Annotated in this window: 23 protein-coding genes; 6 read left to right on the forward strand and 17 right to left on the reverse strand. The window is 70.9% G+C overall.

Annotated features, from left to right (window positions below; genetic code table 11):
• Nucleotides 1-115: 115 nt before the first annotated feature.
• The 13 genes from AC6CCG_RS28100 to AC6CCG_RS28160 all read right to left on the reverse strand — a co-directional run bounded on the left by AC6CCG_RS28100 (nt 116) and on the right by AC6CCG_RS28160 (nt 13,039).
• A complete protein-coding gene (locus tag AC6CCG_RS28100) occupies nt 116-1,825 on the reverse strand; it encodes an ABC transporter substrate-binding protein (RefSeq protein ID WP_496658071.1) in 1,710 nt (569 codons plus the stop codon).
• A gap of 8 nt (nt 1,826-1,833) precedes the next feature.
• A complete protein-coding gene (locus AC6CCG_RS28105) occupies nt 1,834-2,898 on the reverse strand; it encodes an ABC transporter ATP-binding protein (RefSeq protein ID WP_496658072.1) in 1,065 nt (354 codons plus the stop codon).
• A complete protein-coding gene (locus AC6CCG_RS28110) occupies nt 2,895-3,926 on the reverse strand; it encodes an ABC transporter ATP-binding protein (protein WP_496658073.1) in 1,032 nt (343 codons plus the stop codon). The genes AC6CCG_RS28105 and AC6CCG_RS28110 overlap by 4 nt, the downstream gene beginning before the upstream one ends.
• The gene (locus tag AC6CCG_RS28115) at nt 3,923-4,843 is read right to left on the reverse strand and encodes an ABC transporter permease (RefSeq protein ID WP_496658074.1); all 921 of its coding nucleotides are present in this window, start codon (nt 4,841-4,843) and stop codon (nt 3,923-3,925) included. The genes AC6CCG_RS28110 and AC6CCG_RS28115 overlap by 4 nt, the downstream gene beginning before the upstream one ends.
• Nucleotides 4,840-6,006: an ABC transporter permease gene (locus AC6CCG_RS28120; protein ID WP_496658076.1), complete on the reverse strand. Its 1,167-nt coding sequence runs from the start codon at nt 6,004-6,006 to the stop codon at nt 4,840-4,842. The genes AC6CCG_RS28115 and AC6CCG_RS28120 overlap by 4 nt, the downstream gene beginning before the upstream one ends.
• Before the next feature lie 155 nt (nt 6,007-6,161).
• Nucleotides 6,162-7,409, reverse strand: a complete 1,248-nt coding sequence (locus tag AC6CCG_RS28125) for a winged helix-turn-helix domain-containing protein (protein WP_496658077.1) — start codon at nt 7,407-7,409, stop codon at nt 6,162-6,164.
• An 87-nt stretch (nt 7,410-7,496) separates the two neighbouring features.
• The gene (hpf, locus tag AC6CCG_RS28130) at nt 7,497-8,159 is read right to left on the reverse strand and encodes a ribosome hibernation-promoting factor, HPF/YfiA family (RefSeq protein WP_496658078.1); all 663 of its coding nucleotides are present in this window, start codon (nt 8,157-8,159) and stop codon (nt 7,497-7,499) included.
• Between the two features lie 226 nt (nt 8,160-8,385).
• The gene (locus AC6CCG_RS28135; protein WP_496658079.1) at nt 8,386-9,189 is read right to left on the reverse strand and encodes a hypothetical protein; all 804 of its coding nucleotides are present in this window, start codon (nt 9,187-9,189) and stop codon (nt 8,386-8,388) included.
• Nucleotides 9,186-9,548 (reverse strand): hypothetical protein, encoded by a 363-nt coding sequence (locus AC6CCG_RS28140; RefSeq protein ID WP_496658080.1) that lies wholly within the window; start codon nt 9,546-9,548, stop codon nt 9,186-9,188. The genes AC6CCG_RS28135 and AC6CCG_RS28140 overlap by 4 nt, the downstream gene beginning before the upstream one ends.
• A gap of 15 nt (nt 9,549-9,563) precedes the next feature.
• Complete coding sequence (locus AC6CCG_RS28145; protein WP_496658081.1) at nt 9,564-10,457, reverse strand: fumarylacetoacetate hydrolase family protein; 894 nt, start codon at nt 10,455-10,457, stop codon at nt 9,564-9,566.
• 50 nt (nt 10,458-10,507) lie between these two features.
• On the reverse strand, nt 10,508-11,509 hold the full coding sequence (locus AC6CCG_RS28150; RefSeq protein WP_496658082.1) for an aldo/keto reductase: 1,002 nt from the start codon (nt 11,507-11,509) through the stop codon (nt 10,508-10,510).
• Nucleotides 11,506-12,297: an SDR family NAD(P)-dependent oxidoreductase gene (locus AC6CCG_RS28155; RefSeq protein ID WP_496658083.1), complete on the reverse strand. Its 792-nt coding sequence runs from the start codon at nt 12,295-12,297 to the stop codon at nt 11,506-11,508. Before AC6CCG_RS28155 ends, AC6CCG_RS28150 begins: the two co-directional genes overlap by 4 nt.
• Before the next feature lie 22 nt (nt 12,298-12,319).
• Complete coding sequence (locus AC6CCG_RS28160) at nt 12,320-13,039, reverse strand: ComF family protein (protein ID WP_496658168.1); 720 nt, start codon at nt 13,037-13,039, stop codon at nt 12,320-12,322.
• Nucleotides 13,040-13,372: 333 nt separating this feature from the next.
• Between AC6CCG_RS28160 and AC6CCG_RS28165 the strand changes: the two genes are divergently transcribed.
• The gene (locus tag AC6CCG_RS28165; RefSeq protein ID WP_496658084.1) at nt 13,373-13,993 is read left to right on the forward strand and encodes a helix-turn-helix domain-containing protein; all 621 of its coding nucleotides are present in this window, start codon (nt 13,373-13,375) and stop codon (nt 13,991-13,993) included.
• Here AC6CCG_RS28165 and AC6CCG_RS28170 read toward each other — a convergent pair whose 3' ends face one another.
• The 4 genes from AC6CCG_RS28170 to mtrA form a co-directional block, all read right to left on the reverse strand.
• A complete protein-coding gene (locus tag AC6CCG_RS28170) occupies nt 13,994-14,983 on the reverse strand; it encodes an NAD(P)/FAD-dependent oxidoreductase (protein ID WP_496658085.1) in 990 nt (329 codons plus the stop codon).
• An 85-nt stretch (nt 14,984-15,068) separates the two neighbouring features.
• On the reverse strand, nt 15,069-16,817 hold the full coding sequence (locus tag AC6CCG_RS28175) for an LpqB family beta-propeller domain-containing protein (protein WP_496658086.1): 1,749 nt from the start codon (nt 16,815-16,817) through the stop codon (nt 15,069-15,071).
• Nucleotides 16,814-18,580 carry an MtrAB system histidine kinase MtrB gene (gene mtrB, locus AC6CCG_RS28180; protein WP_496658087.1) on the reverse strand — a complete coding sequence of 589 codons (1,767 nt, stop codon included), beginning with the start codon at nt 18,578-18,580 and terminating at the stop codon, nt 16,814-16,816. The genes AC6CCG_RS28175 and mtrB overlap by 4 nt, the downstream gene beginning before the upstream one ends.
• 21 nt (nt 18,581-18,601) lie before the next feature.
• On the reverse strand, nt 18,602-19,321 hold the full coding sequence (gene mtrA, locus AC6CCG_RS28185; protein ID WP_496658088.1) for an MtrAB system response regulator MtrA: 720 nt from the start codon (nt 19,319-19,321) through the stop codon (nt 18,602-18,604).
• Between the two features lie 135 nt (nt 19,322-19,456).
• Between mtrA and AC6CCG_RS28190 the strand changes: the two genes are divergently transcribed.
• Genes AC6CCG_RS28190 through AC6CCG_RS28210 form a run of 5 tightly spaced genes read left to right on the forward strand, consistent with a single transcriptional unit; the run spans nt 19,457 to nt 24,888 of the window.
• The gene (locus AC6CCG_RS28190) at nt 19,457-20,623 is read left to right on the forward strand and encodes a hypothetical protein (RefSeq protein WP_496658089.1); all 1,167 of its coding nucleotides are present in this window, start codon (nt 19,457-19,459) and stop codon (nt 20,621-20,623) included.
• Nucleotides 20,620-21,315, forward strand: coding sequence for a DUF4129 domain-containing protein (locus tag AC6CCG_RS28195; protein WP_496658090.1), 696 nt, complete (start codon nt 20,620-20,622; stop codon nt 21,313-21,315). Before AC6CCG_RS28190 ends, AC6CCG_RS28195 begins: the two co-directional genes overlap by 4 nt.
• Nucleotides 21,312-22,496, forward strand: coding sequence for a DUF4350 domain-containing protein (locus tag AC6CCG_RS28200; RefSeq protein ID WP_496658091.1), 1,185 nt, complete (start codon nt 21,312-21,314; stop codon nt 22,494-22,496). The genes AC6CCG_RS28195 and AC6CCG_RS28200 overlap by 4 nt, the downstream gene beginning before the upstream one ends.
• The gene (locus tag AC6CCG_RS28205) at nt 22,493-23,590 is read left to right on the forward strand and encodes an AAA family ATPase (RefSeq protein WP_496658092.1); all 1,098 of its coding nucleotides are present in this window, start codon (nt 22,493-22,495) and stop codon (nt 23,588-23,590) included. The genes AC6CCG_RS28200 and AC6CCG_RS28205 overlap by 4 nt, the downstream gene beginning before the upstream one ends.
• A gap of 2 nt (nt 23,591-23,592) precedes the next feature.
• Nucleotides 23,593-24,888: a DUF58 domain-containing protein gene (locus AC6CCG_RS28210; protein WP_496658093.1), complete on the forward strand. Its 1,296-nt coding sequence runs from the start codon at nt 23,593-23,595 to the stop codon at nt 24,886-24,888.
• Nucleotides 24,889-24,939 lie beyond the last annotated feature (51 nt).

The following is a 24,939-nucleotide window of genomic DNA, read 5'->3' on the forward strand; positions in this document are numbered from 1 at the left end:
CTTGTATTGACGATCCCGGATTTCGCCGCGCGTCACCTGGCGCCGGCGCCTCCCTATCGTAGGCCAGCATCCGTACCAGACCAGCACGCCCGGATTTCCGGGCCGTCGGATCTCCCTATCGAGCGGGAGCGAGGTTGCGGATCGTCAGGATCGTGTCCGGCCCGAGCAGCGTGTGCGGCACGGACTCGGGCGCCGCCGGATCCGGCCAGCCGGTCCAGTTGGACGCGTTCACCTCGATGAACCAGGCCGCGGTGAAGAGCGGGGCGTACGGCACCTGCTCCGCCTGGATCCGCTGCAGCTGATAGCCCTGCTCCTTGGTCTGGTTCGGGTCCTCGGCGCGGTAGAGCTGCTTCAGCAGCTCGTCCGCCTCGTCGCTCTTGAACCGGCCGTAGTTGGCGTTCGCCTTCTCCCCGACCGGCTTGTAGTTCTCGCTGCCCAGGTTGGCGTTGAAGCTGGCCCACTGCGTGTTGCCGCCGTACATCCAGTCGAACGCGATGTGGTAATCGCCCTCGGCGATCTGGTTGAACAGCTGGGTCTCCGGCGTCGGCAGCACCTTGACCTCGACCCCGAGGGTCTCCTTCCACTGCTGGGCCAGGCCTTGGCCCCAGGCGGCCCAGTTCGAGTACTCGACGACCGGCTTGATGGTCAGCGGATAGGACTTGCCGTCCTTGGTCAGCACGCCGCCTTCGAGCTTGTACGAGGACTGCGCCAGCTCCGCCTTCGCCTCGTCCACCCGCTGGGCGATCTTCTGGCCGGCGAACTGGGGATCGATCAGGTCGTGCCAGACGTCGTCGGACATCCCGGTCTGGTTCGTCACCTGCTGCCCGGTCTTGTTCAGGGCCAGGATCTTCTCGGCGTCGATCGCGTAGTAGAGGGCGCGCCGGACGTGCACGTCGTCCAGCGGCGGCTTCGCGTTGTTGAAGTCGAGGCCCTCGGCACCGCCGGTGGAGTAGGCCCAGTACTTGTTGGTCTCCGGGTTCTTCGCGACGAACTGCTTCTCGGCGTCGGCCCAGGACATTGTCGACCAGTCCAGGTCGCCCTTCAGCATCATCGCCTTGCCCGCCTCCGGCGACGCGAACGGCTTGATGTTGATCTTCTTCATCTTGAACTGGCCGTTCCAGTAGTCGTCCCGGACGCCGAAGGTGACCTGCTGCGGGCTGAACGTCTCCAGCTTCACCGGTCCGGTCCCGACCGGCTCGGGGTTCGTCCACGACGACGGGTCCTGGTCCTGCCAGACGTGCTGCGGCACGATCAGCGCCGGCGCCGCCGAGCCGCCGAACCAGTCGATCTTCTGGTACGAGACGTCGTCGAACGTGACGACGACGGTCTTCTCGTCCGGCGCCTCGACCTTGTCGAACGGCACCGCCAGACCGAGGTTGTCGTGCTTCGACGGGATCTCGAAGGTGTACTTGACGTCGGCCGAGGTGAACGGCTTGCCGTCCGACCAGGTCACGTCGCTACGAAGGGTGAAGGTGAGCTTCTTGCCGCCGTCGCTCCACGCGAACGACTCGGCCAGCCACGGTTCCGGCTTCTTGGCCTGGGTGTGGTTGATCCGGATCAGCGGCTCGTAGATCAGGCCCGACGCCGGGCTCTTCTTGTCCACCGGCGAGAACGGGTTCCAGTTCCGGGCGAACGTCGGGGTCGCGGCCGAGGCGGTCATGTTCAGCGTGTCCACCGTCGAGGCGCCGCCGCTCGGGCCGCCGGAGCCGCCGTCGACGGTGCGCTCCGTGCTGCAGCCGGCGGCGAGGGTCAGGGCCAGAGCGGCCGAGGTCGCGGCGGCGATCAACCGGCCGGTCAGGCTCCCTGGCGAAGGGCGTCGGGTCATCGTTCTTCTCATTTCTTCTCTTCGGCGAGCTCGAGCAGATGGCTCTGCTTCTTCTGGTGCAGCCAGCAGCGGGCCCAGTGGCCGTCCGGGAACTCGGTGCGGGCCGGCAGTTCGGTACGGCATTCGTCCATCGCGAACGGGCAGCGAGGGTGGAACCGGCAGCCCGGCGGTGGGTCGCTCAGATTCGGCGGCTCGCCGAGCGAGCCCTCCAGCTCGAACAGCCCGGCCCGGCGGCCCTGGTCGGTGACGGTCCGGCCGGGGTCGGGCGAGGAGTCGAGCAGCAGCCGGGTGTACGGGTGCCGGGGCTGCTGGATCACCGAGTCGACCGGCCCGCCCTCGACCAGCTGGCCCGCGTAGAGCACGGTGATCGAGTCGCACAGGTAGCGCGCGCTGGCGATGTCGTGGGTGATGTAGAGCAGCGCCAGGTCCTCGCTGTCGCGCAGGTTGGCCAGCAGGTTGAGCACGTCCAGCCGGATCGACACGTCGAGCATCGAGATCGGCTCGTCGCCGAGCAGCACCTTCGGCTGGACGGCGAGGGCACGGGCGATCACCACCCGCTGCCGCTGCCCGCCGGACAGCTCGTGCGGCAGCTTGTCGATGAACGTCTCCGCCGGCGTCAGGTTCACCTTGCGGAGCAGCTCGATGATCTTGTCCTGCAGATCGGCGCCCTTCCGGGCGTGACCGTGGATCCGGAGCGCCCGGCCCAGCGTGTAGCGGACCGTCTTGAGCGGGTTCAGCGAGGCGAACGGGTCCTGGAAGATCAACTGGACCTGGCGGTAGTAGTCCCGCTCGCCGTCCTTCGACTGCGACACCGGCCGGCCGTCCAGCTTGATCTCGCCGGAGGTCGCCGGGTGGAACAGGGCGAGCAGCCGGGCCAGCGTCGTCTTGCCGGAGCCGCTCTCGCCGACCAGGCCGACCGTCCGGCCCGGGTGCAGGGCCAGGTCGGCCTCCTCCAGCGCGCGGACCAGCTTGGTCTGGCCGAACCGGTCGGTGATCTCGAAGTGCTTGGTCAGACCGACCGCCTCCAGCACCGGCGGCCGGCCGGGCTGCCGTTGTTGATCTTGGTCGGTCATCGGGGCGTTCCTTCGGGTCCGTACAGCAGGCAGGCGACCTCGCGGCCCTCGTGCTCGATCAGCGGCGGCTCGGTCGTGTCGCAGGCGTCGAAGCGGCGCGGGCAGCGCGGGTGGAAGGCGCAGCCGGTCGGCGGCGCCAGCAGGTTCGGCGGCGTGCCCGGGATGCCGCGCAGCTCGGTGAGGTCACCGTGCAGCGGCGGGAAGGAGTCCCGCAGTCCCTTCGTGTACGGGTGCAGCGGCGCGGTGTACAGGTCGGCCGCGGCACCGAGCTCCACCAGCCGGCCGGCGTACATGATCGCGATCCGGTCGGCCAGCTCCATCAGCAGCGACAGGTCGTGGGTCACGAAGATCACCGCGAAACCGAACTCTGCCTGGAGCTTGATCACCTGAGCCAGGATCTGCCGCTGCATCACCACGTCGACCGCGGTGGTCGGCTCGTCCATGACGATCAGCTGCGGGTTGCAGGCCAGGGCGAGGGCGATCAGGGCCCGCTGCCGCATCCCGCCGCTCAGCTCGTGGGCGTAGTTGGACAGCCGGTCCTCGGCGATCCCCACCATCCGCAGCAGTTCGCCGGCCCGGGCCAGCGCGTCCGCCTTCGACAGCGACGGATTGTGCGTGGTCAGCACGTCGACGAACTGGGCCGACAGCCGCAGCACCGGGTTGAGGCAGTGCATGGCGCTCTGCATGACGATGGCCAGGTCGTTCCAGCGGTACCGGCGCAGGCCGCGTTCGCTGATCCGGACCAGGTCGACCGGCTCGGCACCGTCGGGGTAGTAGACGATCCGGCCGCCGGTGGTCACGGCCGGCGGCCGCTGCAGGCGGAGCAGTGCCGTGATCAGGGTCGACTTGCCGCTGCCGGACTCCCCCGCCACGCCGAGGATCTCGCCCCGGCGCAGGGTGAACGAGACCTGGTCGCAGGCCGGCACCGGACCGGCCTGGGTCAGGTACGCCACGCTCAGGTCCTCGACCTCGAGCAGCACCTCGCCGACCTTCGCCGGGTTCGTTGTGCTGTTCGTCGCAGTGCTCATCGGGCGACCTCCGTCCCCGGCCGGGCCCGGAGCCGCGCGGCCGCCCGTTCGAACTGCTTGATCAACTTCCGGTTGGCCGCGCCGAGCCGGGGGTTCGAGACCTCGTCGATGCCGAAGTTCACCAGGGCGGTCGCGGTGCCGAGCACGGCGATGCACAGCCCCGGCGGGACGAACCACCACCAGACCCCGTTCAGGATCGCCGACTGCTGCTGCGCCTCGGAGATCATGGTGCCCCAGGACACGGAGGTCGTCGTGCCGATGCCCAGGAAGGCCAGCCCCGCCTCGGCGAAGACACCGGCGACCACGGCGCGCAGGAACATCGCCGAGATGATGCCGGTCAGGTGCGGCAGCACCTCCGCGAAGACCAGTCGGGTCTTCGACTCGCCGATCATGAGCATCGCGACCGCGAAGTCCCGGTTCCGCAACGAGAGCGTCTGGGCCCGCAGATAGCGGGCCCCGCCGGGCCACTCGAAGGCGGCGATCAAGATCGCGATCACCCACCAGTCGGCGCCCTGGATGTAGCCGGCGACGATCAGCATCAGCGCGAAGCTGGGCAGGGTCAGGAACAGGTTGGTGAAGACGGTGAGCACCTGGTCCAGCCGGCCGCCGAGGAAGCCGCTCGGCACGCCGATCACGACGGCGAGGGCAGTGGCCAACAATCCGGACGTGATCCCGACGAACACCGAACCCTGGGCGCCGATGATCACCTGGACCAGCACGTCGGCGCCCTGGATCGTCGTGCCCAGAGGATGGCCGGGGGCACCCGGCGGCGAGCCGAGGTGGTCGTAGTCGATCGCCCGCGGGTTGGTGTGCAGCACCTGGTCGACCACGAGCGGGCCGAAGATCGCGACCAGCAGGAACAGGCCGAACACGGCCAGCCCGACCCTGGCCTTGGTGTTGCGCAGCACCGCCCTCATCGGCTGGTCGCCTCTCTGGTCCGGGGATCGAGCAGGACGTAGATCGAGTCGGCGATCAGGTTGGCCAGCAGTACGGTGATCGTGATCATCAGGAAGATCGTCTGCATCACCGGGAAGTCCTGGTTCAGCGTCGCCACGTAGAGCAGGTGGCCCATGCCCGGGTAGGTGAACACGACCTCGGTCAGCAGCACGCCGCCGATCACCCCGCCGATCGCCAGCGCCAGCCCGGTGACGTTGGGCAGCAGGGCGTTGCGGGCCGCGTACATCAAGATCACCCGGCGAGTCGACAGCCCCTTGGCCTGGGCCAGCAGCACGTAGTCCTCGCTGACCGTGGTGACCATGACGTTGCGCATCGAGAAGAGCCAGCCGTTGAACCCGATGAAGATCAACGTCGCCGCCGGCAGCGCACCGTACTGGAGCACGCTGAGCAGGAACCAGACGTTGTTGATCTGGTACGGGACGTTCGGGTCGTAGCCGCCGGCGATCGGGAACCAGCCGAGCTGGAAGGCGAACACCCACAGGGCGAGCAGGGACAGCCAGAACGTCGGGATCGCGTGCAGGAACGTCGTCGCCGGTGTGAACAGGGCGTCGAACCGGCCCCCCGGTTTCCAGCCGAGGTAGGCCCCGATCGCCGTCCCGATCAGCCAGGCGAGCACGGTCGTGACGCCGACCAGGAGCACCGTCCAGGGCAACGCCTGGCCGACCAGCTGGGCCACCGGCACCGGGTAGTTCACCACCGAGATGCCGAAGTCGAACCGGCTCAGGCTGACCCAGTAGTCGAGGTAGCGCTGGAACAGGTTCTCGGTCGGGTCGCCGAACATCCGGCGCACCGCGGCGATCGCCTCCGGCGACGGCGGTTGTCCGGTCTGCTGCTGGATCGAGCGCAGCAGCGAGTCGGCCGGGTCGTTCGGCATGAACCGCGGAATGACGAAGTTGAGCGTCACCGCCGCCCAGAACGTGAACAGGTAGAAGCCGAAGCGCCGGGCCAGGAACCGGAGCCGGCCGGCGGCGGTCCGGACCGGGCGTCCGTTGCCACCGGAGCGCCCGGACGAACCGGCGCCACCGGGCGAGGCCGAGCGATCGGGCCTGGTCCCGCGTTGGGTGGGCGTCCCTGCGGAAGCACGCTCGGACGCGCCCCCGGGAACGTTCACGGCTTCGTGCACCCGGCTACCGTAAGTGATCGAACCTGTGTGGTCAATGCTTTAACCACTCATGAAACGACACAGTTACGTGCGTAGGTTGGAACCGACGGAGAAGGAGGACGGGGCCGGCGCCGCAAGGTACCGGCCGGGAGGCGACACCTCGGCCGGCAGAACGTTCAGGCTGCGCGCTTGACGGCGCCGGCCAGTGGCTCGGCCAGGTCGCCCCTGCCGGAGACGACGACCGTGGAGAGCCCGAGCCAGTCGGCCAGGGTCCGCAGTTCGGCGGCCAGTTCGACCGCGACCTCGGTCGGGTCCTCCCCCGGCTCCAGCCAGGCGGAGTTGACCCGGAGCCGATCGGCGGCCCGGTCGGCCTTGAGATCCACCCGGGCGGCGAACCGCTCTCCGAGCAGGAACGGGTAGACGTAGTAGCCGTACTGCCGCTTCGGCTCCGGGACGTAGATCTCGATCCGGTAGAAGAAGTCGAACAGGCGTTCCAGCCGGGCGCGTTCGAAGATCATCGAGTCGAACGGGCTGAGCAGGGCGCGGGCGTCGACCCGGCGCGGCACCCTGGCCTGGTGCCAGAGGTAGTGCTGCTTGTCCCCGTTTCCTGAGCCTGCCGAAGGGCCCTCGATCCGGACCGGCAGCAATTCCCCCGCGTCGACCAACTCGGCGACGGCCTGCCTGGTCATCGAGGCGTTGGTCCGGAAGTAGTCGCGCAGACAGAACTCGGTGGCCACGCCGAGCGCGGTGGCGGCGTGCCGGACCAGTTCCCGTACCGAATCCTCGGGGGACGGGTCCGGCCCGGCGAGCACCGTCGCCGGGAAGACCCGCTCGGGCAGGTCGTAGACCCGCTCGAACTGGCCGTTGCGCCGGGCCGAGGTGACTTCGCCGCAGTAGAACAGCCACTCCAGCACGGTCTTGACCGTGGACCAGTTCCAGCCCCAGTTGGTCTTGTTCCGGTCCTCCGCGTACTCGATCTCGCGCGCGGTCAGCGGCCCGCGGTCGGCGACCTGGTCACGGACCCAGTCGACCAGGTTCGGGTTCTCCCGGGCCGCACGCTCGACGCCGCCCCAGACGTCGCGGAAGCCGTCCCGCATCCGGAACCGCAGCTGCGGCTGCAGCCGGACGTCGATCAGGCTCGCCGCGTGGCCCCAGTATTCGTACAGCCGGCGGGGTGCCCGGTGCGAGGCGCGATCCAGCAGGGCCGTGTCGTACGGCCCGAGCCGGGAGTACAGCGGCAGGTAGTGCGCCCGGCGCACCACGTTGATCGAGTCGATCTGGAACTGGCCCAGCCTCGAGATCACCGACTGGACGTCGCGCATCCCGACCGCGCGCTCCGGGCGTGGGGTGCCGAAGCCCTGGGCCGCGAGAGCGACCCGCCTCGCCTGCGCGCGGCTCAGCCGCTCCCGCTGTCGTACCTGCACGCGGCGAGGCTATCGCCCGGCACCGACAGGCTGATCAGTCAAGGGGGACGCCCCTTCAGATCCCCCGCCCCGCTCCGCGCAAGGAGCTCAGACGAGCACCGACGATTCGGTCCGGGAGCTGCCGTTGACGTGCTCGTGCTCCTGGGCGCCGTGATCGAGCCTGATCACGCCGTAGTCGTAGGCGCGGCGCCGGTAGACCACGCTCGGCACGCCACGCTCGGCGTCGACGAACAGGAAGAAGTCGTGACCGATCAGCTCCATCGCCTCCAGGGCCTGGTCCAGCGACATCGGCGGATCGTTGTGGACCTTCTCGCGCACCACGAGCGGCCCGTCGCCGCGCACCTCCATGCCGGCGATCGTCCGTACCTCGGTGTCCTCGACCTCGACCACCTGGTGGCCGTTCGTCTCGGGCAGCTTGGCCGCCGCGTCGTGCAGCGACTTCGGGGTACGGGAGCCGCGGTGCACCCGCTTGCGGTCGGCGAGCTTCCGCAGCTGCGCCATCAGCTTGTCCAGCGCCAGGTCGAACGCGGCGCGCTTGTCCTCGGCCGCGGACTCGGCCCGGATCACCTTGCCCTTGCCGCGGACGGTGATCTCGACCCGGCTGGCCTGGTCGTGCTGCCGCGGGTTCCGTTCCGCGGAGACTTCGACCTCGACGCGGACGAGGCGATCGTTGAGCTTCTCGAGCCGGGCGATCTTCTCGTTGACGAGCTCCCGGAACCCGTCCGACACCTGGCAGTGCCTCGTGGTCACGACAACATCCATGTCAACCTCCGTTTAGGTGAGCGGCGGTCGGATCCCCCGGGGCGCGCGCCACCGCAATCGCCGTCGCAAGGGATCCTGGCCCGGGCTGGGCCGTGCTGTGCAACCGAGCCTCACCCGCAGTCGACCCCCGGAACCGTGGTCTCTCGTGGGCTGGTGCACCATAGGTTGACGGTAGTCCGAAGGCGCCCGTATTTCCATGGGCCGGGAGAGAATCTCACCCCCGAATTCGGGCGTTGACGGCCGGTGTCGCCGCCTGCCATCGTCGGGACCTTTCGGATGTGTCCAGCAGCGGGCAGGTCAGGCAGTAGCCGTGCTCGGGGTCCTTGAAGTCCAGGCAGCAGGCACCGCGGACGGCCCAGACGCCGGTCTGCTGGTCGCCGTCGTAGCGGGCCAGTTCCGGCCGGGACAGCCGCGGCACGCCGGCCCGGAAGAGCGCCTCGGCGAACGCCTCGGCCCGGCTCCAGGCGGCCACCCGGTCCCGGCCCAGCTGGCGGGCCAGGTTGATCATGGCGAAGCTCGCGGTGTCCACCACGTAGCTCCACAGGGTCCGCCGGCCGACCCGGGTGGACCGCCGGATGCCGTCGACGATCGGCGTGATCAGCGGCAGCAGGACCTCGGCGGCCTCCCGGTCCGATCCGGTACGGGCTCCGACGAGCAGACCCGGCACCGTCGAGGCGGCGGCCCGGCCGACGTCGCGGACCAGCCAGTCCCGCTCCTCGAAGAGGCTCGCCGCGCCGGTCAGGTAGAGGCTCGCCGCTGTCGCGAAGATCAACTCCCGGGTCAGCGTACGAACAGCGTGCACGGCGTGCGGGCCGGCCGTCGAGTGCTCGAGTTCCGTCCGGAGCACCGCCGCCAGGGTGAAGCCGTCGGGCGCGGCGGCTGGATCGAGGTCGAGATCGACCAGGGGCCGCCACCCCTGGTCCGGTGCCGGGGTTCCGGCCAGCAGTTCCGGGAACGGTGCGAAGCGAAGCCCCCGGGTCTGACGGTGGGCCTGCTCGATGGGCGGACCTGCCGTCATGCCGGCGATTCCCTACCGACGACGTAGTCGGGCTCCGGGTCGACCTGAAACCGGACCGCGTTGATCATGGTCTGCCCGGCGAGCCAGGCCTTGGCGATCCGGTGGCCGCCGTCCATCAGCCGGCCGTCGGCGGACAGGATCACCGGATGGCTCAGGTCGGCCCGCTGGATCCGAGCGGCGTGCCGGGCGACCTCCCGACAGGTCGCCGGTCCCCCGCCGAACCAGCAGTCCTGGTCGAATTCCGCGATCGAGTCGATCGGTACGGACTCGACCGGCATGTCGGCGGCCAGGGCCCACAGCCGTTCGGTCAGGAAGTAGGCCCGGCCGCCGGGAACCTCGCGCGAATGTCGCTCGGGCATCGCACGGGCCGTTGATCAGCGCGCGATGTTGGCGGCGCCGGCGGTGGCCGGCACGTCCGGGGCGGCGATGATCTTCTGCCGCTGCTCGCCGAGCCCGGCGATGGTCAGCCGCATCTCGTCGCCGACCCCGAGGAACGGGAACCGGCCGGACAGCGCGACCCCCTGCGGGGTGCCGGTGTTGATCACGTCGCCCGGGTCGAGCACCATGAACTGGCTCAGCTCGTAGATCAGCTGGGCGACCGGGAAGATCATGTCCGCGGTGGTCGAGTCCTGCCGCGGCTCGTCGTTGACCCAGGACTGCAGCCGTACGTCGGTCGGGTCGACCTGGTCGGCCGGGACCAGCGACGGGCCGAGCGGGTTGAACGTCTCGCAGCACTTGCCCTTCGACCACTGACCGCCGGAGACCTCGGCCTGGTAGACCCGCTCCGAGACGTCGTTGCTCACCGCGTAGCCGGCGACGTAGGACAGCGCCTCCTGCGCGGAGGCCAGGTAGCGGGCCCGACGGCCGATGATCACCGCGAGCTCGACCTCCCAGTCGGTCTTGGTGCTGCCCGGCGGCAGGTGTACGTCGTCGAACGGCCCGATCACGCTGTTCGGGTGCTTGAAGAAGATGATCGGCTCGGCCGGCGGCTCGGCCCCGGACTCGGCGGCATGGGCCGCGTAGTTCTGGCCGATGCAGACCACCGCGCCCGGCCGGGCGATCGGCGCGCCGTAGCGCAGGTCGGTCACGTCGAGCTCGGAGAGCTCCCCCGCCGCGAGTGCCGTACGGACTCCGGCGATCCCGTCGCCACCGAGGAAGTTGGCGTCGATGTCGGCGGTCAGCGGGCGAAGATCAAAGGCGCGGCCCTGGTCGACGACGACCGGGATCTCCTCGCCGGCCGGGCCTCGTCGCTGTAATTCCATGATCATCCTCAACTCTCGGTGGTGTCGAACACTCGCGACAAGATCATCCCGGACGGTCAGTCGGGCAGTTCGGCCGGGTCCGGCACCAGGGCCTCCAGCTCGGCCCAGCAGGCCTCGTCGATCGGCGCGTTGAGCTGCTCGACGGAGTCCGCGACCAGGTCCGGCAGGCCGGCCCCGAGCACGACCGCGGCGACCCGCGGGTCGCGCAGCCCGAACTGGAGCGCGGCGGCCCGGAGTGTGCTGCCGTACCGCTGGCAGACGGCCTCCATCCGCTGCGCGGCGGCCAGCAACGGAGCCGGGGCGGGTACGTAGTTGAACCGGGCGCCGGGCTCCGGAGCGACCAGGATGTTGCTGTTCAGCACGCCGGCGGTCAGCACGGCGACCCCACGTCCGGCGGCCGCGTCGAGCAGCCGGTCGGCCCGGCGGTCGAGCAGCGTGTAGCGACCGGCAATCATCAGATGATCGAGGTCGGTCTCGGCCACGAAGCGTTCCGCGGTCGCCGCGAAGTTCGTACCGACGCCCCAACCGCCGATGACGCCCTCGGCGCGCAACTCACCGAGCGCACCGGCCGCCTCGCCGAGGGCCTGGTCCAGATGGTCCTCCGGGTCGTGCACCAGGGCGAGGTCGATCCGGTCCAGACCGAGTCGCTCCAGCGATTCGGCGAGGCTGCGCCGGACCCCGTCGGCCGAGTAGTCGAGCCGCCGGGACCGTCGCGGTACGTCGGCGAAGCCCTCCGCGTCGGCCGAAGCGGCCGGGTCGTCCACCAGCAGCCGGCCGACCTTGGTGCAGACGACGAACTCCTCCCGCCGCCGGGTGCGGAGGAACCGACCCAGTCGTTCCTCGGAGAGTCCGGCGCCGTAGTGCGGAGCGGTGTCGAAGGCGCGCAGGCCCAGCTCCCAGGCCTTGCTCAGGCCGGCCTGGGCGTCGTCCTCCGAGACCGGGGCGTAGAGGTTCGCATAACCCGCGCCGCCGAGCAGGACCGGGCCGAACGGCGACCGGACCGCCGGCTCGACGGGCCGGGTCGTGGTGGCGCCGCCGGCCGAGGGGCTGCCGGTCACTGGGCGGCCCGCGGCCGGAGCCGGAGGTTCTGCATGCCGCCGTCCACCGGCAGCACCGTCGCGGTGTTGGAGCCCGACAGCGGGGACGCCAGGTAGACGATGCCGGCGGCCACCTCGTCGGCCGAGACCAGTCGGCCGTGCGGCTGTCGCGCGTTCAGGGCGGCGCGTTCGGCGGCCGGGTCGGGAGCCGAGTCGAGCAGCCGACCGACCCACGGCGTGTCCGCCGTGCCCGGCGTGACGCAGTTGACCCGGATCCCCTCGGCGATGTGATCGGCCGCCATCGCCTGGGTCAGCGACAGCACCGCCCCCTTGCTGGCCGAATAGAGCGCCCGCTGCGGGATGCCGGCGGTGGCCGCGATCGAGCAGGTGTTGACGACGCAGGCCGCCTCCGACTCGCGCAGGTACGGCAGCGCCGCCCGGGTCACCCGGACGATGCCGAACACGTTGATCTCGAACACCCGGCGCCACTCGTCCAGCTCGTTGTCGGCCACCGTGCCCTGGGCGCCGATGCCGGCGTTGTTGACCACGATGTCGATGCCGCCGAGCCGTTCCGCCGCGGCCGCGACACCGGCACTGACCGAGTCGTCGTCCGCGACGTCGACCGCGAACCCGGCCAGCCGCTCGGGCAACCCGTCCACGCGAAGGTCGAGGACGGCCACCGCGGCGCCGCGGTCGGCCAGCAGGTTCGCGGTGGCCAGGCCGATCCCGCTCGCTCCGCCGGTGACGATCGCCCTCAGCCCGGTGAACTCGCCCCGGCTCGGTGCCTCCTGCTCGGACCCCATCGTCATCGTTCCTCTCAGATTCGTCAGATCAATCGGGCGTCATCTTACCGGTCGCCGTCTGGTGCCTGCGGGTCGCCGCGATCGTCGCCGCGCCCAGGACCGGCAGTCCGGCCGCGGTCAACGCCCGGCTCGCCTCGGTCAGCGTGGCCCCGGTCGTCACCAGGTCGTCGACGATGATGATCAGCTTCCCCCGACGTGTCGCGGCTGCGGCCGCCTCTCGTACCCGAAGGCTATCGGCAAGGTTGCGCTGCCGCGCCGCCGCGTCCAGCCCGGATTGATCATGAACGCTCCGGTGGTGCCGGAGCAGCCGGCGGACCCGGGCCGGGGCGGCCGGCCGGAGCAGCGCGGCGGCCCGCCGAGCCAGGGCCGTCGTGGCGTCGTACCCGCGGCCGCGGACGGCCGCCCGGGCGGACGGGATCGGCACCAGTGTGAGCTCAGCGCCGGAACGGCTCGACCGGGTCCGGACCAGGTGCCAGCACGCCACCGCCAGCAGCTCGCCCAGGACCGGAGCCAGCGCGAGCGCCTGCCGCTCCTTGTGCGCGATGATCAAGCGTTGCAGCGGCTCGTCGTACCAGCCTGCCGTCGAGGTCGGCGGAAAGCCGGCCGGGCATGGGGTCGGCCGGGCGGCCCGCGGCACGCGGGACCGGAGCGCGGCGCGGCACGGCGGGCAGAGTCCCCACCACGGCCGCAGGCACGCCTGGCACCGCGCCCCGAGCAGCAGATCCCCCGCAGCCGCCACCCACCCCATCCCCACCCGACCACCCTCCCGGATCCCCCACCACCCCCACGCCGACCGGTCACAAGAGCAGCCGTTCTGCCGGCGTGTCGCTGCAGAAGTGACCGGTCGGCGGGCGGTTGAGGGCGGGGCTCGCCGGGCCGCAGCGCGCTGACCGCCGTCACGCGGGCCGACCTCGATCGTCGGAACTCCGTCCTCGGCGCGGCACGATCCGCGTCGCCGAGCCGTCACCCGACGATCATCATCGTCCGCTGCGGCGCTCCCGATCCCGGCGCCGCGCGGCCGTTCGACACGCCGCGGAATCCGTCGCCGGGGCGGCCGGTCGGCGGGTGGTTGACTGGGGGCGTGGCCGGCCGTGGCGATTCCGAGAAGACCCTGTCCGACGAGTACGAGCGCGTCCTGACCGGGGTCGGGCCTCGGTTGAAGGCGCTCCGGCAGGACCGGTCGGCGACGCTGCAGGACGTGTCGGCGGCGACCGGGATCTCGGTCAGCACGCTGTCCCGGCTGGAGTCCGGACAGCGGCGGCCGACACTGGAGTTACTACTCCCCCTGGCCCGGGAGTACGGGGTCGCGATCGACGAGCTGGTGGACGCGCCGGAGACCGGCGACCCGCGGATCCGGCTGCGTCCGGTGACGCACAACGGGATGACAATGATCCCGCTGACCCGGCGGGCGGGCGGGCTGCAGGCGTACAAGATGATCATTCCGCACCGCAAGGGTGCCTCGCCGGACCCGCAGCGGCACGAGGGCTATGAGTGGCTGTACGTGCTCAACGGCAAGCTCCGGCTGGTCCTCGGTGATCATGAACTGGAGCTCGGCCCGGGCGAGGCGGCCGAGTTCGACACCAGGGTCGGCCACTGGTTCGCGGCGGCCGACCCGGAGGGTGTCGAACTGCTGTCGTTGTTCGGCAGCCAGGGCGAGCGGGCCCACATCCGGGCCCGGACCCGCCGCGACGACCGCTCCTGATCAGGCCCCGCTGAGCTCCCGGGTCCGGGACCGGGAGCGCTCGACGGCGGCCTCGGTCTCCTCCTCGATCAGGTCCGCGTTGATCATGGCGCCGGCCATCAGCCCGGCACCGGCGGAGACGATCACCTGGGCCCGCGGGTCGGCGACGTTCCCGGCCGCCCAGACACCCGGCACGCTGGTCGCGCCGTTGCCGTCGGTGACGATCCGGCTGCCGATCCGGTGCTCGCCGGCCAGCACCGGCTCCACGCTCAATCCCAACGGGGCCAGGAAAGCCGCGCGAGCCTCCATCACCGTCCCGACCACCAGGGCGGACCGGCCGACGAACCGGCCGGAGGCCAGCACCACCCCGGAGAGCCGCTCGGCCTCGTCCCGTTCCAGGCCGACCACCTCACCGTCGATGATCTTGATCCCGCGAGCCTCCAGCCGCTCCCGTTGATCATCACCGAGCTCGGCCGTGTGGCTGAACATGATCACGTCGTGGGACAGCTGACGGAACATCAGGGCCTGGTGCGCCGACATCGGGCCGGTCGCCAGGACGCCGATCGCGGTGTCCCGGACCTCCCAACCGTGGCAGTACGGGCAGTGCAGCACGGAGTCGCCCCACAGCTCGGCCACCCCGGGCACCGGTGGCAGCGTGTCCACCAGGCCGGTCGTGATCAACAGCCGCCGGGAGCGAAGCCGGCGACCGTCGGCCAGGTCGACCGCGAAGCCGCCCCGTTCGTCGTCGCGGGCGGCCGCGGTCACCGAGCCGTCGATCAGGGTGCCGCCGTAGCCGGCCAGCTCGGCGCGACCGAGCTTGATCAACTCCGACGGCGGCAGGCCCTCGTGGCCGAGGTAGTTGTGCATGTGCGCGGCCGGCGCGTTGCGCGGCTCGCCGGAGTCGATCACGGCGACCGAGCGCCGCGACCGGGCCAGCGCCACCGCGCCGCTCAGCCCAGCGGGCCCGCCGCCGATCACGATCACGTCGTGGTCCAGTTCCGATCCTGACACCGTGTCCTCCAAGATTTGAGTCGAGGACTCCACAGTGCGCCGTACCCGAGAAATCGGCAAGGTTCCTTGCTGCTTCAGCAAACGGTCAGCCCGGGTACGCCAGCGAGTCGACCCCGGCCGAGATCCGGGTCCAGCGTCGCGCCGGATCGAGCCAGTACGCCTCGCCCTTCTTGGTCACGATCGCCACCTGGTTGTGCGTCGGCGAGGCGGTGATCTCGGCCGCCTCGTCGTCCGGCAGCTCGCCGAGCGCGGAGATCTGGGACGCGTCCTGGGACAGCAGGTACACCCCGACCGGCGCCAGCGGCGCCGCCGCGCCGATCACCAGCAGCCGGGAGTCGTCCTGCCAGCCGACGTCGCGGAACTGGGTGATCGTCGTGCCCTGATTGCCGGCGGTGTCCACCCGGCGCGGGCTGTCGACGAGGATCCGGCCCTCGACGCGGTTGATCCGGGCCAGGGTCAGTTGCCTGGTGGAGCCCACCTCGCGGACCATGGCGATCCGGCTGCCGTCGGGCGACAGCTTGAAGGAGACGATCTTGCCGTCCCTGAGCGCCGGCGCCTGGACCTCGACGACCTTGTCGCCGATCACGGCCCAGATGTGCTGTTCGCCGCCCCGGTTCCCGACCGCCCAGAGTTCGTCCTGCCGGGAGTACTGCGGCCGCAGCAGGTCGGACACGTCGTCGAGCACCGTGGTGGCCTTGCCGTCCTCGCGCTGCCGGCGCAGCACCGACAGCCCGTCGGTCACCACGGCGATGTCGTGGTCGTCCAGCGACACGGCGATCCGTTCGCTGTCGTCCTGCTTGCCGAGGTCACCCGAGATCGGCACCGTCTCCCGTTTGCCGGCCCGATCCGTGATCATGCGCGCGCCGTCGTCGGTGGCGGCGTAGAGCTGGTCGCTGGCGCGCGGCGGCCGGGCCGCGATGGCCCGGATCCGCTCGTCGTTCACCGAGATCGCACCGGTGTTCGGGTCGGCGCCGGGGATCCGGAAGAGTTCGCCGTTGTTCACCAGGAACCTGACCGACTGGACCTGGTACTGACGAAGGGTTTCGGCGACCTGGGCCGCCATGAGTATTCGTTGCTGATCGGTCAGCTGGTTGATCGCGTCGCTCAACTGCACTTCGGCCACGCCGCCGTCGATCGAGGCCGACTGGACGTCGAGGGTGGTACCGGCCGGCAAGGCGCTGCCCACCACCGGGCCGAGCCAGTCCGACGGCCCGGACAGCAGCGCCAGCATCAGCGCCGAGGCGATGCTGGCCCGCTCGGGCAGATAGATCACGTCCGGCACCAGCGTGCCGTCCCGGCCCACGAAGTAGACGTTGAAGCTGTCGTAGAACGTGTCGAAGGTCCATTTCGGTACCAGCAGCCCGGGCACCGGATTCTTGATCCGCCACTCGCCCTCCTGCTTCTCCACCGAGAACGTGGGCCGGAACCGCTGGTCGCGGACGGTGAACACCCGGTCCGGTCCCAGCACGCCGACCGTACGGGCGTCGAGCAGGAAGGAGGTCGGGCTGGTCGCGGTCATCTGGCCGATGTAGACCGTCGCACCCTGGTCCGGGTTCCAGCGATCGGCGGCCTCCTTGGTGAGGTACTTGCGGGCCGTCGCGTACGTCGGCTCGTAGGCGGCCATCGCCTGCAGGAAGCCGTCGACGATCGTCTTCGGGTCGTCGCCCGGCTGCGGGGCGGCCGGATCGACGTTGAGGCAGCCGCGGCAGGACGGTTCCGCGCCCTCCACCGGATCGACCGGACCGCTCGTCGGCACCTCGGCACAGCCCGCCAGGACGGCCAGCAGCAACGCCAGCAGGGCGGCGGCGAGCCGGCCGCGCGACGTGGTGATCACTGGTCCCCCCTTCTCGAGCTCCCGGATTCCGACGGTACGGAGTCGTCCGGCCCCATCCCCAGCTCCAGCACCTCGGGCGAGGCCGGTGAGGCCGCGGGCGTCGGCGAAGCCGGCAGCAGGGCCGGCAGGTCGTCGGAGTCCACCAGCGGCTGGGCGTACTCCACGCCGTCCACCCGGGAGACCGACGGCCCGACCAGGTCGCGCGGCACCAGCGGCAGCGGCGACTGCTCCAGGATGCCACCCCGTTCCCGGGGCAGCGTCAGCCGGAACTGGGCGCCCATCCCGGGCCGGCCCCAGGCGGTCAGCCAGCCACCGTGCAGCCGGGCGTCCTCCATCGCGATCGACAACCCGAGCCCGGTGCCGCCGATGGTCCGGGTCCGGGCCGGGTCGGCCCGCCAGAACCGGTGGAACACCAGCTTCGCCTGGCTCGCCTCGAAGCCGACGCCGTGGTCGCGGACCGCGATCGCGACCGCGTCGTCGTCCCGCGCCAGCCAGATGTCGATCGGGCGGCCCTCGCTGTGCTCGATCGCGTTGGTCAGCAGGTTGCGGACCACCCGCTCGATCCGGCGCGCGTCGACCTCGGCGACGCACGGGCCGGGCGAATGCACGGTGACCGTGGTCCCGGCCTCCTCGGCGAACCGCTGATGAGCCTCGACGACGCGCTCGACGACGCCGACCAGATCAACCCGGTCGAGGCTGAGCACCGCGACGCCCGCGTCGAACCGGGAGATCTCCAGCAGGTCGGTCAGCAGCGCCTCGAACCGGTCCAGCTCGGCCTGCAGCAGCTCCGCCGACCTGGCCGAGACCGGGTCGAAGTCCTCCCGCGCCTCGTACAGCACCTCGGCGGCCATCCGTACCGTCGTCAGCGGCGTCCGCAGCTCGTGCGACACATCGGAGACGAACCGGTGCTGCACCGCGGACAGCTCCTCCAGCTGGGTGATCTGTTTCTGCAGCTCGCTCGCCATGTAGTTCATCGACGCGGCCAGCCGGGCCAGGTCGTCCTGGCCGCGGACCCGCATCCGGTTGTCCAGGTTGCCCAGGGCGAGGCTCTCCGCGGCCCGGCGGGCGGCTCGGACCGGCGCGACCACCTGGCGGCTGACCAGTGCGGCGATGATCGTCAGCAGCAACACCAGCAAGGCGCTGGTGCTGATCACCGCGGTGCCGAGGACGTTCAGGGTCTCCTGCTCCTGCTCCAGCGGAAAGATCAGGTACGTCTCGTACGAGCCGCTGCCCGGCAGCTGCAGCATGGTGCCGACGACGAACGCGGGGCGCGTCGTGTCCTGTTCCTTGGTCGTCTTGGCCGAGGTCGGCGTGATGTAGTAGCGGCCCTCCGCGTCCGACTTGGTGACCTGCTCCCGGAGCGCCTTCGGCACGCTGCTCACATCGGCGTCGGCGGTCCGTACGGTCTGCCGGTTGACGAAGGCGATCACCCAGTACCGGTCGGAACCGCTGCGGCCGGCCAGGTTCACGGCCAGGGTCTGGAACAGTTCGTTGGCGTTGACGCTGCTGGTGACCGTCGAGTCGTCCAGCGTCTCCTGCGCCTCGGCGAGCGCGGCGGTCGCCTCGGACTGGACCGCACGCTTCTTCGTGTCGATCACACCCGTGGTGGCCTGACGCATGATCAGGAAGCCGCCCAGCACGACGACCACCAGCGACGCGGCGAACACGGACGTGATCACCCGGAGCGGCAGCGACCGCCACCACCAGTTCAGCGGCAGCTTCCACCACGGTTCGGCCTCGTCGAGCCCGGCCGGAAGAGACATTGGATCAGCCCATCACGATGATCACCGGGCCGGCTTCGGCTCGCCCGCCTTGTAGCCGATACCGCGTACGGTGACGACGATCTCCGGGTGCTCGGGATCGCGCTCGATCTTGGAACGGAGCCGCTGCACGTGCACGTTGACCAGCCGGGTGTCGGCGGCATGCCGGTAGCCCCAGACCTGCTCCAGCAGCACCTCGCGGCTGAACACCTGCCACGGCTTGCGGGCCAGTGCCAGCAGCAGGTCGAACTCCAGCGGCGTGAGCTGGATCGGCCGGCCGTCGCGCTGCACCGAGTGCCCGTCGACCTTGATCGTCAGGTCGCCGATGAGCAGCGTCTCGGACTCGTTGTCGTCCAGCTGGCGGCGCAGCCTGGTCTTGATCCGGGCCACCAGTTCCTTGGCCTTGAACGGTTTCGCCACGTAGTCGTCGGCGCCGGCCTCGAGCCCGGCCACGACGTCGATCGTGTCGGACTTGGCGGTCAGCATGACGATCGGTACGCCCGACTCGGCCCGGATCTGACGGCAGATCTCGACACCGTCGCGACCGGGCAGCATCAGGTCGAGCAACACCAGGTCGGGCTTGGACTCGACGTAGGCCGGATAGGCCTGGTCGCCGTGGGAGCACCAGATCGGCTCGAAACCCTCGTTCCGCAGCACGATGGTGAGCATCTCCGCCAGGGACGCGTCGTCGTCGACGACGAGCACCCTGCCGCGGCTGCTCCCGCTCTTCGTTCCCTCTGACACCGAAAGCCTCTCTGACATAGCGACATAGCGCTGGGCGAGTTCATCCTACTGATCCAGGGCAGAAGAACGCGGTCGTTCGGCATCGGGTGTCTGTCGGAGCCTCGTCGGCACCTCTCGGATGCAAGACTGGCCCGGATGGCGGCGACGATCAACCCCGGTGGCGGACCGGTGCTGCCGGGGCTGCGGCTGCGGCGCCCGGCGGTGCTCGACGCGTCCCGGGCTGCCCTGATCCCGCTCCGGCCGCTGACCATCACCGAGGTGCTGGACGCGGCGTTCCTGGTGGTCCGGGCCAACGCGCGGATGATGGTCGGGCTGCCGTTGGTCATCGCCGGCGGAGCGGGGGTCTACCTGCTCGGCGGGATCGGCCTCTGGTTCCTGCTCGGTGACACCTCCGGCGAGACGGCGCAGATCGCCACGGTCGTCCTGTACGGGCTGCTCGGCCTGTTGCTGCTCACCATGTGCCTGGTCTGGATGACCGCGGTGCTGTCCCGGATCACGCTGGAGACGGTGCTCGGGCCCGGTTTCGTACCGGCGACGCCGTGGACGCTGCGCCGGGCGCTGCGGATGTTCTGGCCGATGGTCGGGCTGTCGCTGCTGCAGTGGGTGGCCGCGTCGACGATGCAGTCGATCATCATCTCGGGCGTCTACTACGTGGTGATCCTGGTCCTGCTCGCGTCGGGCGCGGGCCTCTCGGCGACCGTGGTCGGGTTCGTGGCGACCGTGGTCACGGCGATCGGGTACGTGATCTCCGCCGCCGCGTACAGCTATCTCTCCCTCGCCGTCCCGGCCTATGCGACCGAGAACCAGCATGCCCCGGCCTGGATCGGTACCCCGGCCCGCCGGACCAACATCATCACCGCCTTCATCCGCTCGTTCACGCTGATCGGCTGGCGCAACCTGCCCCGGGCCACCGTGATCATGGCCGGCGCCTTCGGCATCGCGGTGCTGGTGATCACGCTGGTCGGCTTCGGGTCGCTGCTGGTGCTGCTGCTCTACGCGACCTCGCTCGGGGTCGACGTGTTCGATCTGCTCTACAACCCGTGGACCTATCTCGGCGTGTTCGGGTTCTCCTCGATCGTCGCCATGTCGGCCCTGCTGGCCTTCGTCGCCGCCGTGCAGACGCTGCTGTACGTGGATCTGCGGATGCGCCGCGAGGGCCTCGACCTGGCGATGCGGTTCGACTGCGTACCCATCCCGCAGCCGTCCGCTCCCCCGATCGTCTACGTCGCACCGCCGCTGCCGCCCCGCCCGCCGATGCCGCCACCACCACCGATGTCACCGCCACCGGGACAGGGCCGATGATCCCGCTGGACGTGCCCGTCGAGCTGAGCCGGGAAGAGGCCCGCCGGCGGGTGCTGGAGGAACTCGGCAAGTCGCGCTACACCGAGATGCCGCAGTGGCTGCGGGACCTGCTGCAATGGCTCTACGAACTGATGGAGCGGATCATCACGTTCGTGCTCGGGGTGAGCTCGGGCCCGGCCGCCGCGGGTGGCGGCGGGATCAACGTCGCCTTCGTGATCATCCTGGTGCTGATCGCCGGCGCGATCGCGCTGCTGATCTGGAAGGTCGGGCTGCCGCGGTGGCAGACCCGGCGGCGGCGCGACGCCGAGGTCGACCTGAGCGAGGCGCTGGAACCGGACGACTACCGGTCGGCCGCGCAACGGTTCGCCGAGGCGGGCGACTGGCGTTCGGCGGTACGGGATCGGTTCCGGGCCGTGGTCAAGGAGCTCGAGATCGCCACCATCCTGGACCCGCGGCCGGCCCGGACCGCCTTCGAGGCCTCCGCCCTGGCCGGCCGGGCGCTGCCGGACCAGGCCGCCGCCCTGGACGACGGGGCCCGCACGTTCTCCGAGGTGATGTACGGCGACCGGGTGGCCGACGCGGCCGCGTACCAGCGGATGGTCGAGTTGGACGACCGGATCGGCGAGGCGGCCGGACAGGCCGACCTCGCCGGCGACCAGCCGGAGCCGGCCGGCCGGGGGGCCGACCGATGACCGCCCCGACCGTGGCCGAGGAGTCGCCGAACGCCCCGGCCCAGCCGCCGCAGCGGCCGGCCTGGTCGAGGTTCCTCCGGCATCGGGCGACCCGCTGGGTGGCCGGGCTGCTGGTGGTCGTCCTGATCGTGCTCGGCACCGTGGCCGCGTTCAGCGCCGCCACGGCCGGCCAGGCGGCCAACGATCCCCGCTCGTCCCGGCCGGACGGCGCCCGCGCGGTCGCCGCCGTCCTGCAGCAGGAGGGCGTCGAGGTCAGGCCGACCGAGCGGATCGACGACGCGGTCCGGGACGGCGCCGGCGCGACCGTGGTGGTCGCCCATCCGGACCGGCTGTCCGACGACCAGGTACGCCGGCTGCTCGAGATCCCGGACGCCCGGCTGATCCTGCTCGGCCCGGACGACGGCCTGGGCCGGTTCGTCGCGGGCGTCGAGTCGCGCTACGCCGACGGCGACTCAGTCGAACCCGGCTGCTCCGATCCGACCGCCGAGCGGGCCGGTTCGACGACCTTCGCCGGCGGCCGTACCTTCCGGACCGAGGCTGCGACGTCCCTGGCCTGCTACGGGACCGAGGACGGGTACGGCTACCTGAAGCTGCCGTCGACCACCGGCCGGGAGATCGAGCTGCTCGGCGGCGGCTGGACCAACCGGACGGTCGCGCTGGACGGCAACGCCGCACTGGTGCTCGGGCTGCTCGGCTCCCGGGACCGGCTGGTCTGGGTGATGGCGACCGGTAGCGGCCCTTCCGGCCCCGGCCAGGAGACGGCGCCGCCGCCGACCGTACTGCCGCCGTGGTGGGCGGTCGCGGTGGCCCAGGCGGTGGTCGCGTTGATCATCGTCGGCATCTGGCGCGGCCGCCGGCTCGGCCCGATCATCCTGGAACGGCTGCCGGTCCGGGTCCGGGCCTCGGAGACCGTCGAGGGGCACGGGCAGCTGTATCACCGGCTGCAGGCGCGGGAGCGAGCCGCCGCCGCGCTGCGTGACGGAGTGGTGCGCCGCCTCGGCCGCCGGTACGGTCACGGGAACGACCCGATGGCGCTGGCGGCGGCCCTGGCCGAACGCACCGGGCGGGACAGCCGGCAGGTGTACCACGTCCTGTTCGGGCCGGTCCCGGACGACGATGATCAACTTCTGGACCTTGCGGAGAATCTCGATGATCTTGAGCAGGAGGCACGACAGCCGTGAGCCATGACCCGTACCAGCAGCGGCCCTACCCGGGCCGTCCGCCCGTCGCGCCAGGCTATCCGGCGTCGCAGCCGTCGGCCCCGCCGCAGCTCGGACCGCAGCCGTCGGGGCTGCCGCAGCCCGGACCGCCGCCGCCTCCGCCGCAGTCGCCGGCCCGGGCCGCCCTGGCCGCGCTGCGGGCCGAGGTCGGCAAGGCCGTGGTCGGCCAGGAGTCCGCGGTCACGTCGTTGATCATCGCGCTGATCTGCCGCGGTCACATCCTGCTCGAGGGCGTACCCGGGACGGCGAAGACCCTGATGGTGCGCGCCTTCAGCAAGGCGATGCGGATCGAGACCAAGCGGCTGCAGTTCACCCCGGACCTGATGCCGGGCGACATCACCGGCACGGTGATCTACGACGCGCGGTCCTCGGAGTTCACGTTCCGGGAGGGCCCGGTCTTCACCAACCTGCTGCTGGCCGACGAGATCAACCGCACGCCGCCGAAGACCCAGTCGGCACTGCTGGAGGCGATGGAGGAACGCCAGGTCAGCGTGGACGGGACCCCGCGCCCGCTGCCCGACCCGTTCATCGTGGCGGCGACCCAGAACCCGGTCGAGTACGAGGGCACCTATCCGCTGCCGGAGGCGCAGCTGGACCGCTTCCTGATGAAGATCAAGATCGATCTGCCGCAGCGCGACGCTGAGATCGAGGTGCTGAACCGGCATGCGCACGGCTTCGACCCGCGCGATCTCGACGCGGCCGGGTTGACCGCGGTGGCGACCCCCGATGATCTTCGGCAGGCGCGCCGGGAGACCCAGGCGGTGCTGGTCCAGCCGCAGGTGCAGGCCTACATCGTCGACGTGGTCCGGGCCACCCGGCAGTCGCCCTCGCTGCAGCTGGGCGTCTCGCCGCGGGGCGCGACCGCGATCCTGAACACGGCGCGCGCCTGGGCCTGGCTGTCCGGCCGGGACTACGTGTCGCCGGACGACGTCAAGGCGCTGGCGTTCGCCACCCTGCGGCATCGGGTGGCGCTGCGCGCCGAGGCCGAGTTGGAAGGGGTCACCGCCGACTCGGTGATCGAATCGATCCTGGCTACCGTTCCGGTTCCCCGCTGATCATGGTCCTCACCTGGCGGGCCGGCCTGCTGGCCGCGATCGCCGTGGTCGCCGTGGCGATCGCGGGTCACTGGCTCGCGTTCGTGATCGCGACCGGCCTGCTGGTCCTGGTGATCACCGTCGACCTGGTGCTCTGCCCGTCCCCGGCCAAGATCACGGTACGGCGTTCCGGCGACACCTCGATCCGGCTCGGCGAGGAGGCATCCGTCTCGGTCCTGCTGACCAACCACAACCGGCGGGCGATCAAGGCGACGGTCCGGGACGCCTGGACGCCGTCCGCCGGAGCCCGCAACGGCATCACGACGCTGACCATCCCGGCCCGGCAGCGGCGGCTGGTGCGGACCACGCTGCTGCCGACCCGGCGCGGCGACCGGCCGAGCGGCCCGGTGATCATCCGCAGCTACGGCCCGCTCCGGATCGCCGGCCGGCAGCACGCCCACCACGGGGCGCCGTGGCAGGTCCGGGCACTGCCACCCTTCAACAGCCGCAAGCACCTGCCCAGCCGGGTGGCCCGGCTGCGCGAGCTGGACGGCCGGTCCAGCATCCTGCAGCGCGGCCAGGGCACCGAGTTCGACAGCCTGCGCGAGTACGTGCCGGGCGACGACGTCCGCTCGATCGACTGGCGCGCGACTGCCCGCTCCACCACCGTGGTGGTGAAGACGTGGCGCCCGGAACGCGACCGGCACGTGTTGATCGTGCTGGAATCCGGCCGCACCTCGGCCGGCCGGGTCGGCGATCAGCCGAAACTCGATCACTCGATGGACGCGGCGCTGCTGCTCGCCGCGCTGGCGTCCAGGGCCGGTGACCGGGTCGACCTGCTCGTCGTGGACCGCGAGGTCCGGGCCAGCGTGGTCGGCGAGCCCGCGTCGACGATGCTCAACTCGTTCGTCAACGCGATGGCCGGCGTCGAGTCGGTCCTGGTCGAAGCCGATCACCGCAAGCTGGTGGCGGAGGTGATGACCCGGGTGGCCCAGCGGTCGCTCGTGGTGATCTTGACCGGGCTCGACACCGCCGCGATCACGGACGGCCTGCTGAGCGTGATCGGACCGGTGCGGCGCAAGCACCGGATCGTGATCGGCGCCGTGTCCGATCCGCGGATCGAGGAGTTGCTGAGCCGGCGCGAGGAGCCCGGCGACGCGTACGCGGCGGCCGCGGCCGAGGTCGACATCGCTCGCCGGGAAGGGCTGGTCCGCCGGCTCCGCGATCTCGGCATCTCCATCGTCCAGTCGCCGCCGGACACGTTCGCTCCGGCGCTGGCGGATCACTATCTGGCGCTGAAGAAGGCCGGCCGGCTGTAACGAGACTTCAACACACGAACCCTTGCGTTTAGGCGTGCACGATCGCTAATT

It is taken from the genome of Microlunatus sp. YIM B11417 (genome assembly GCF_059617205.1).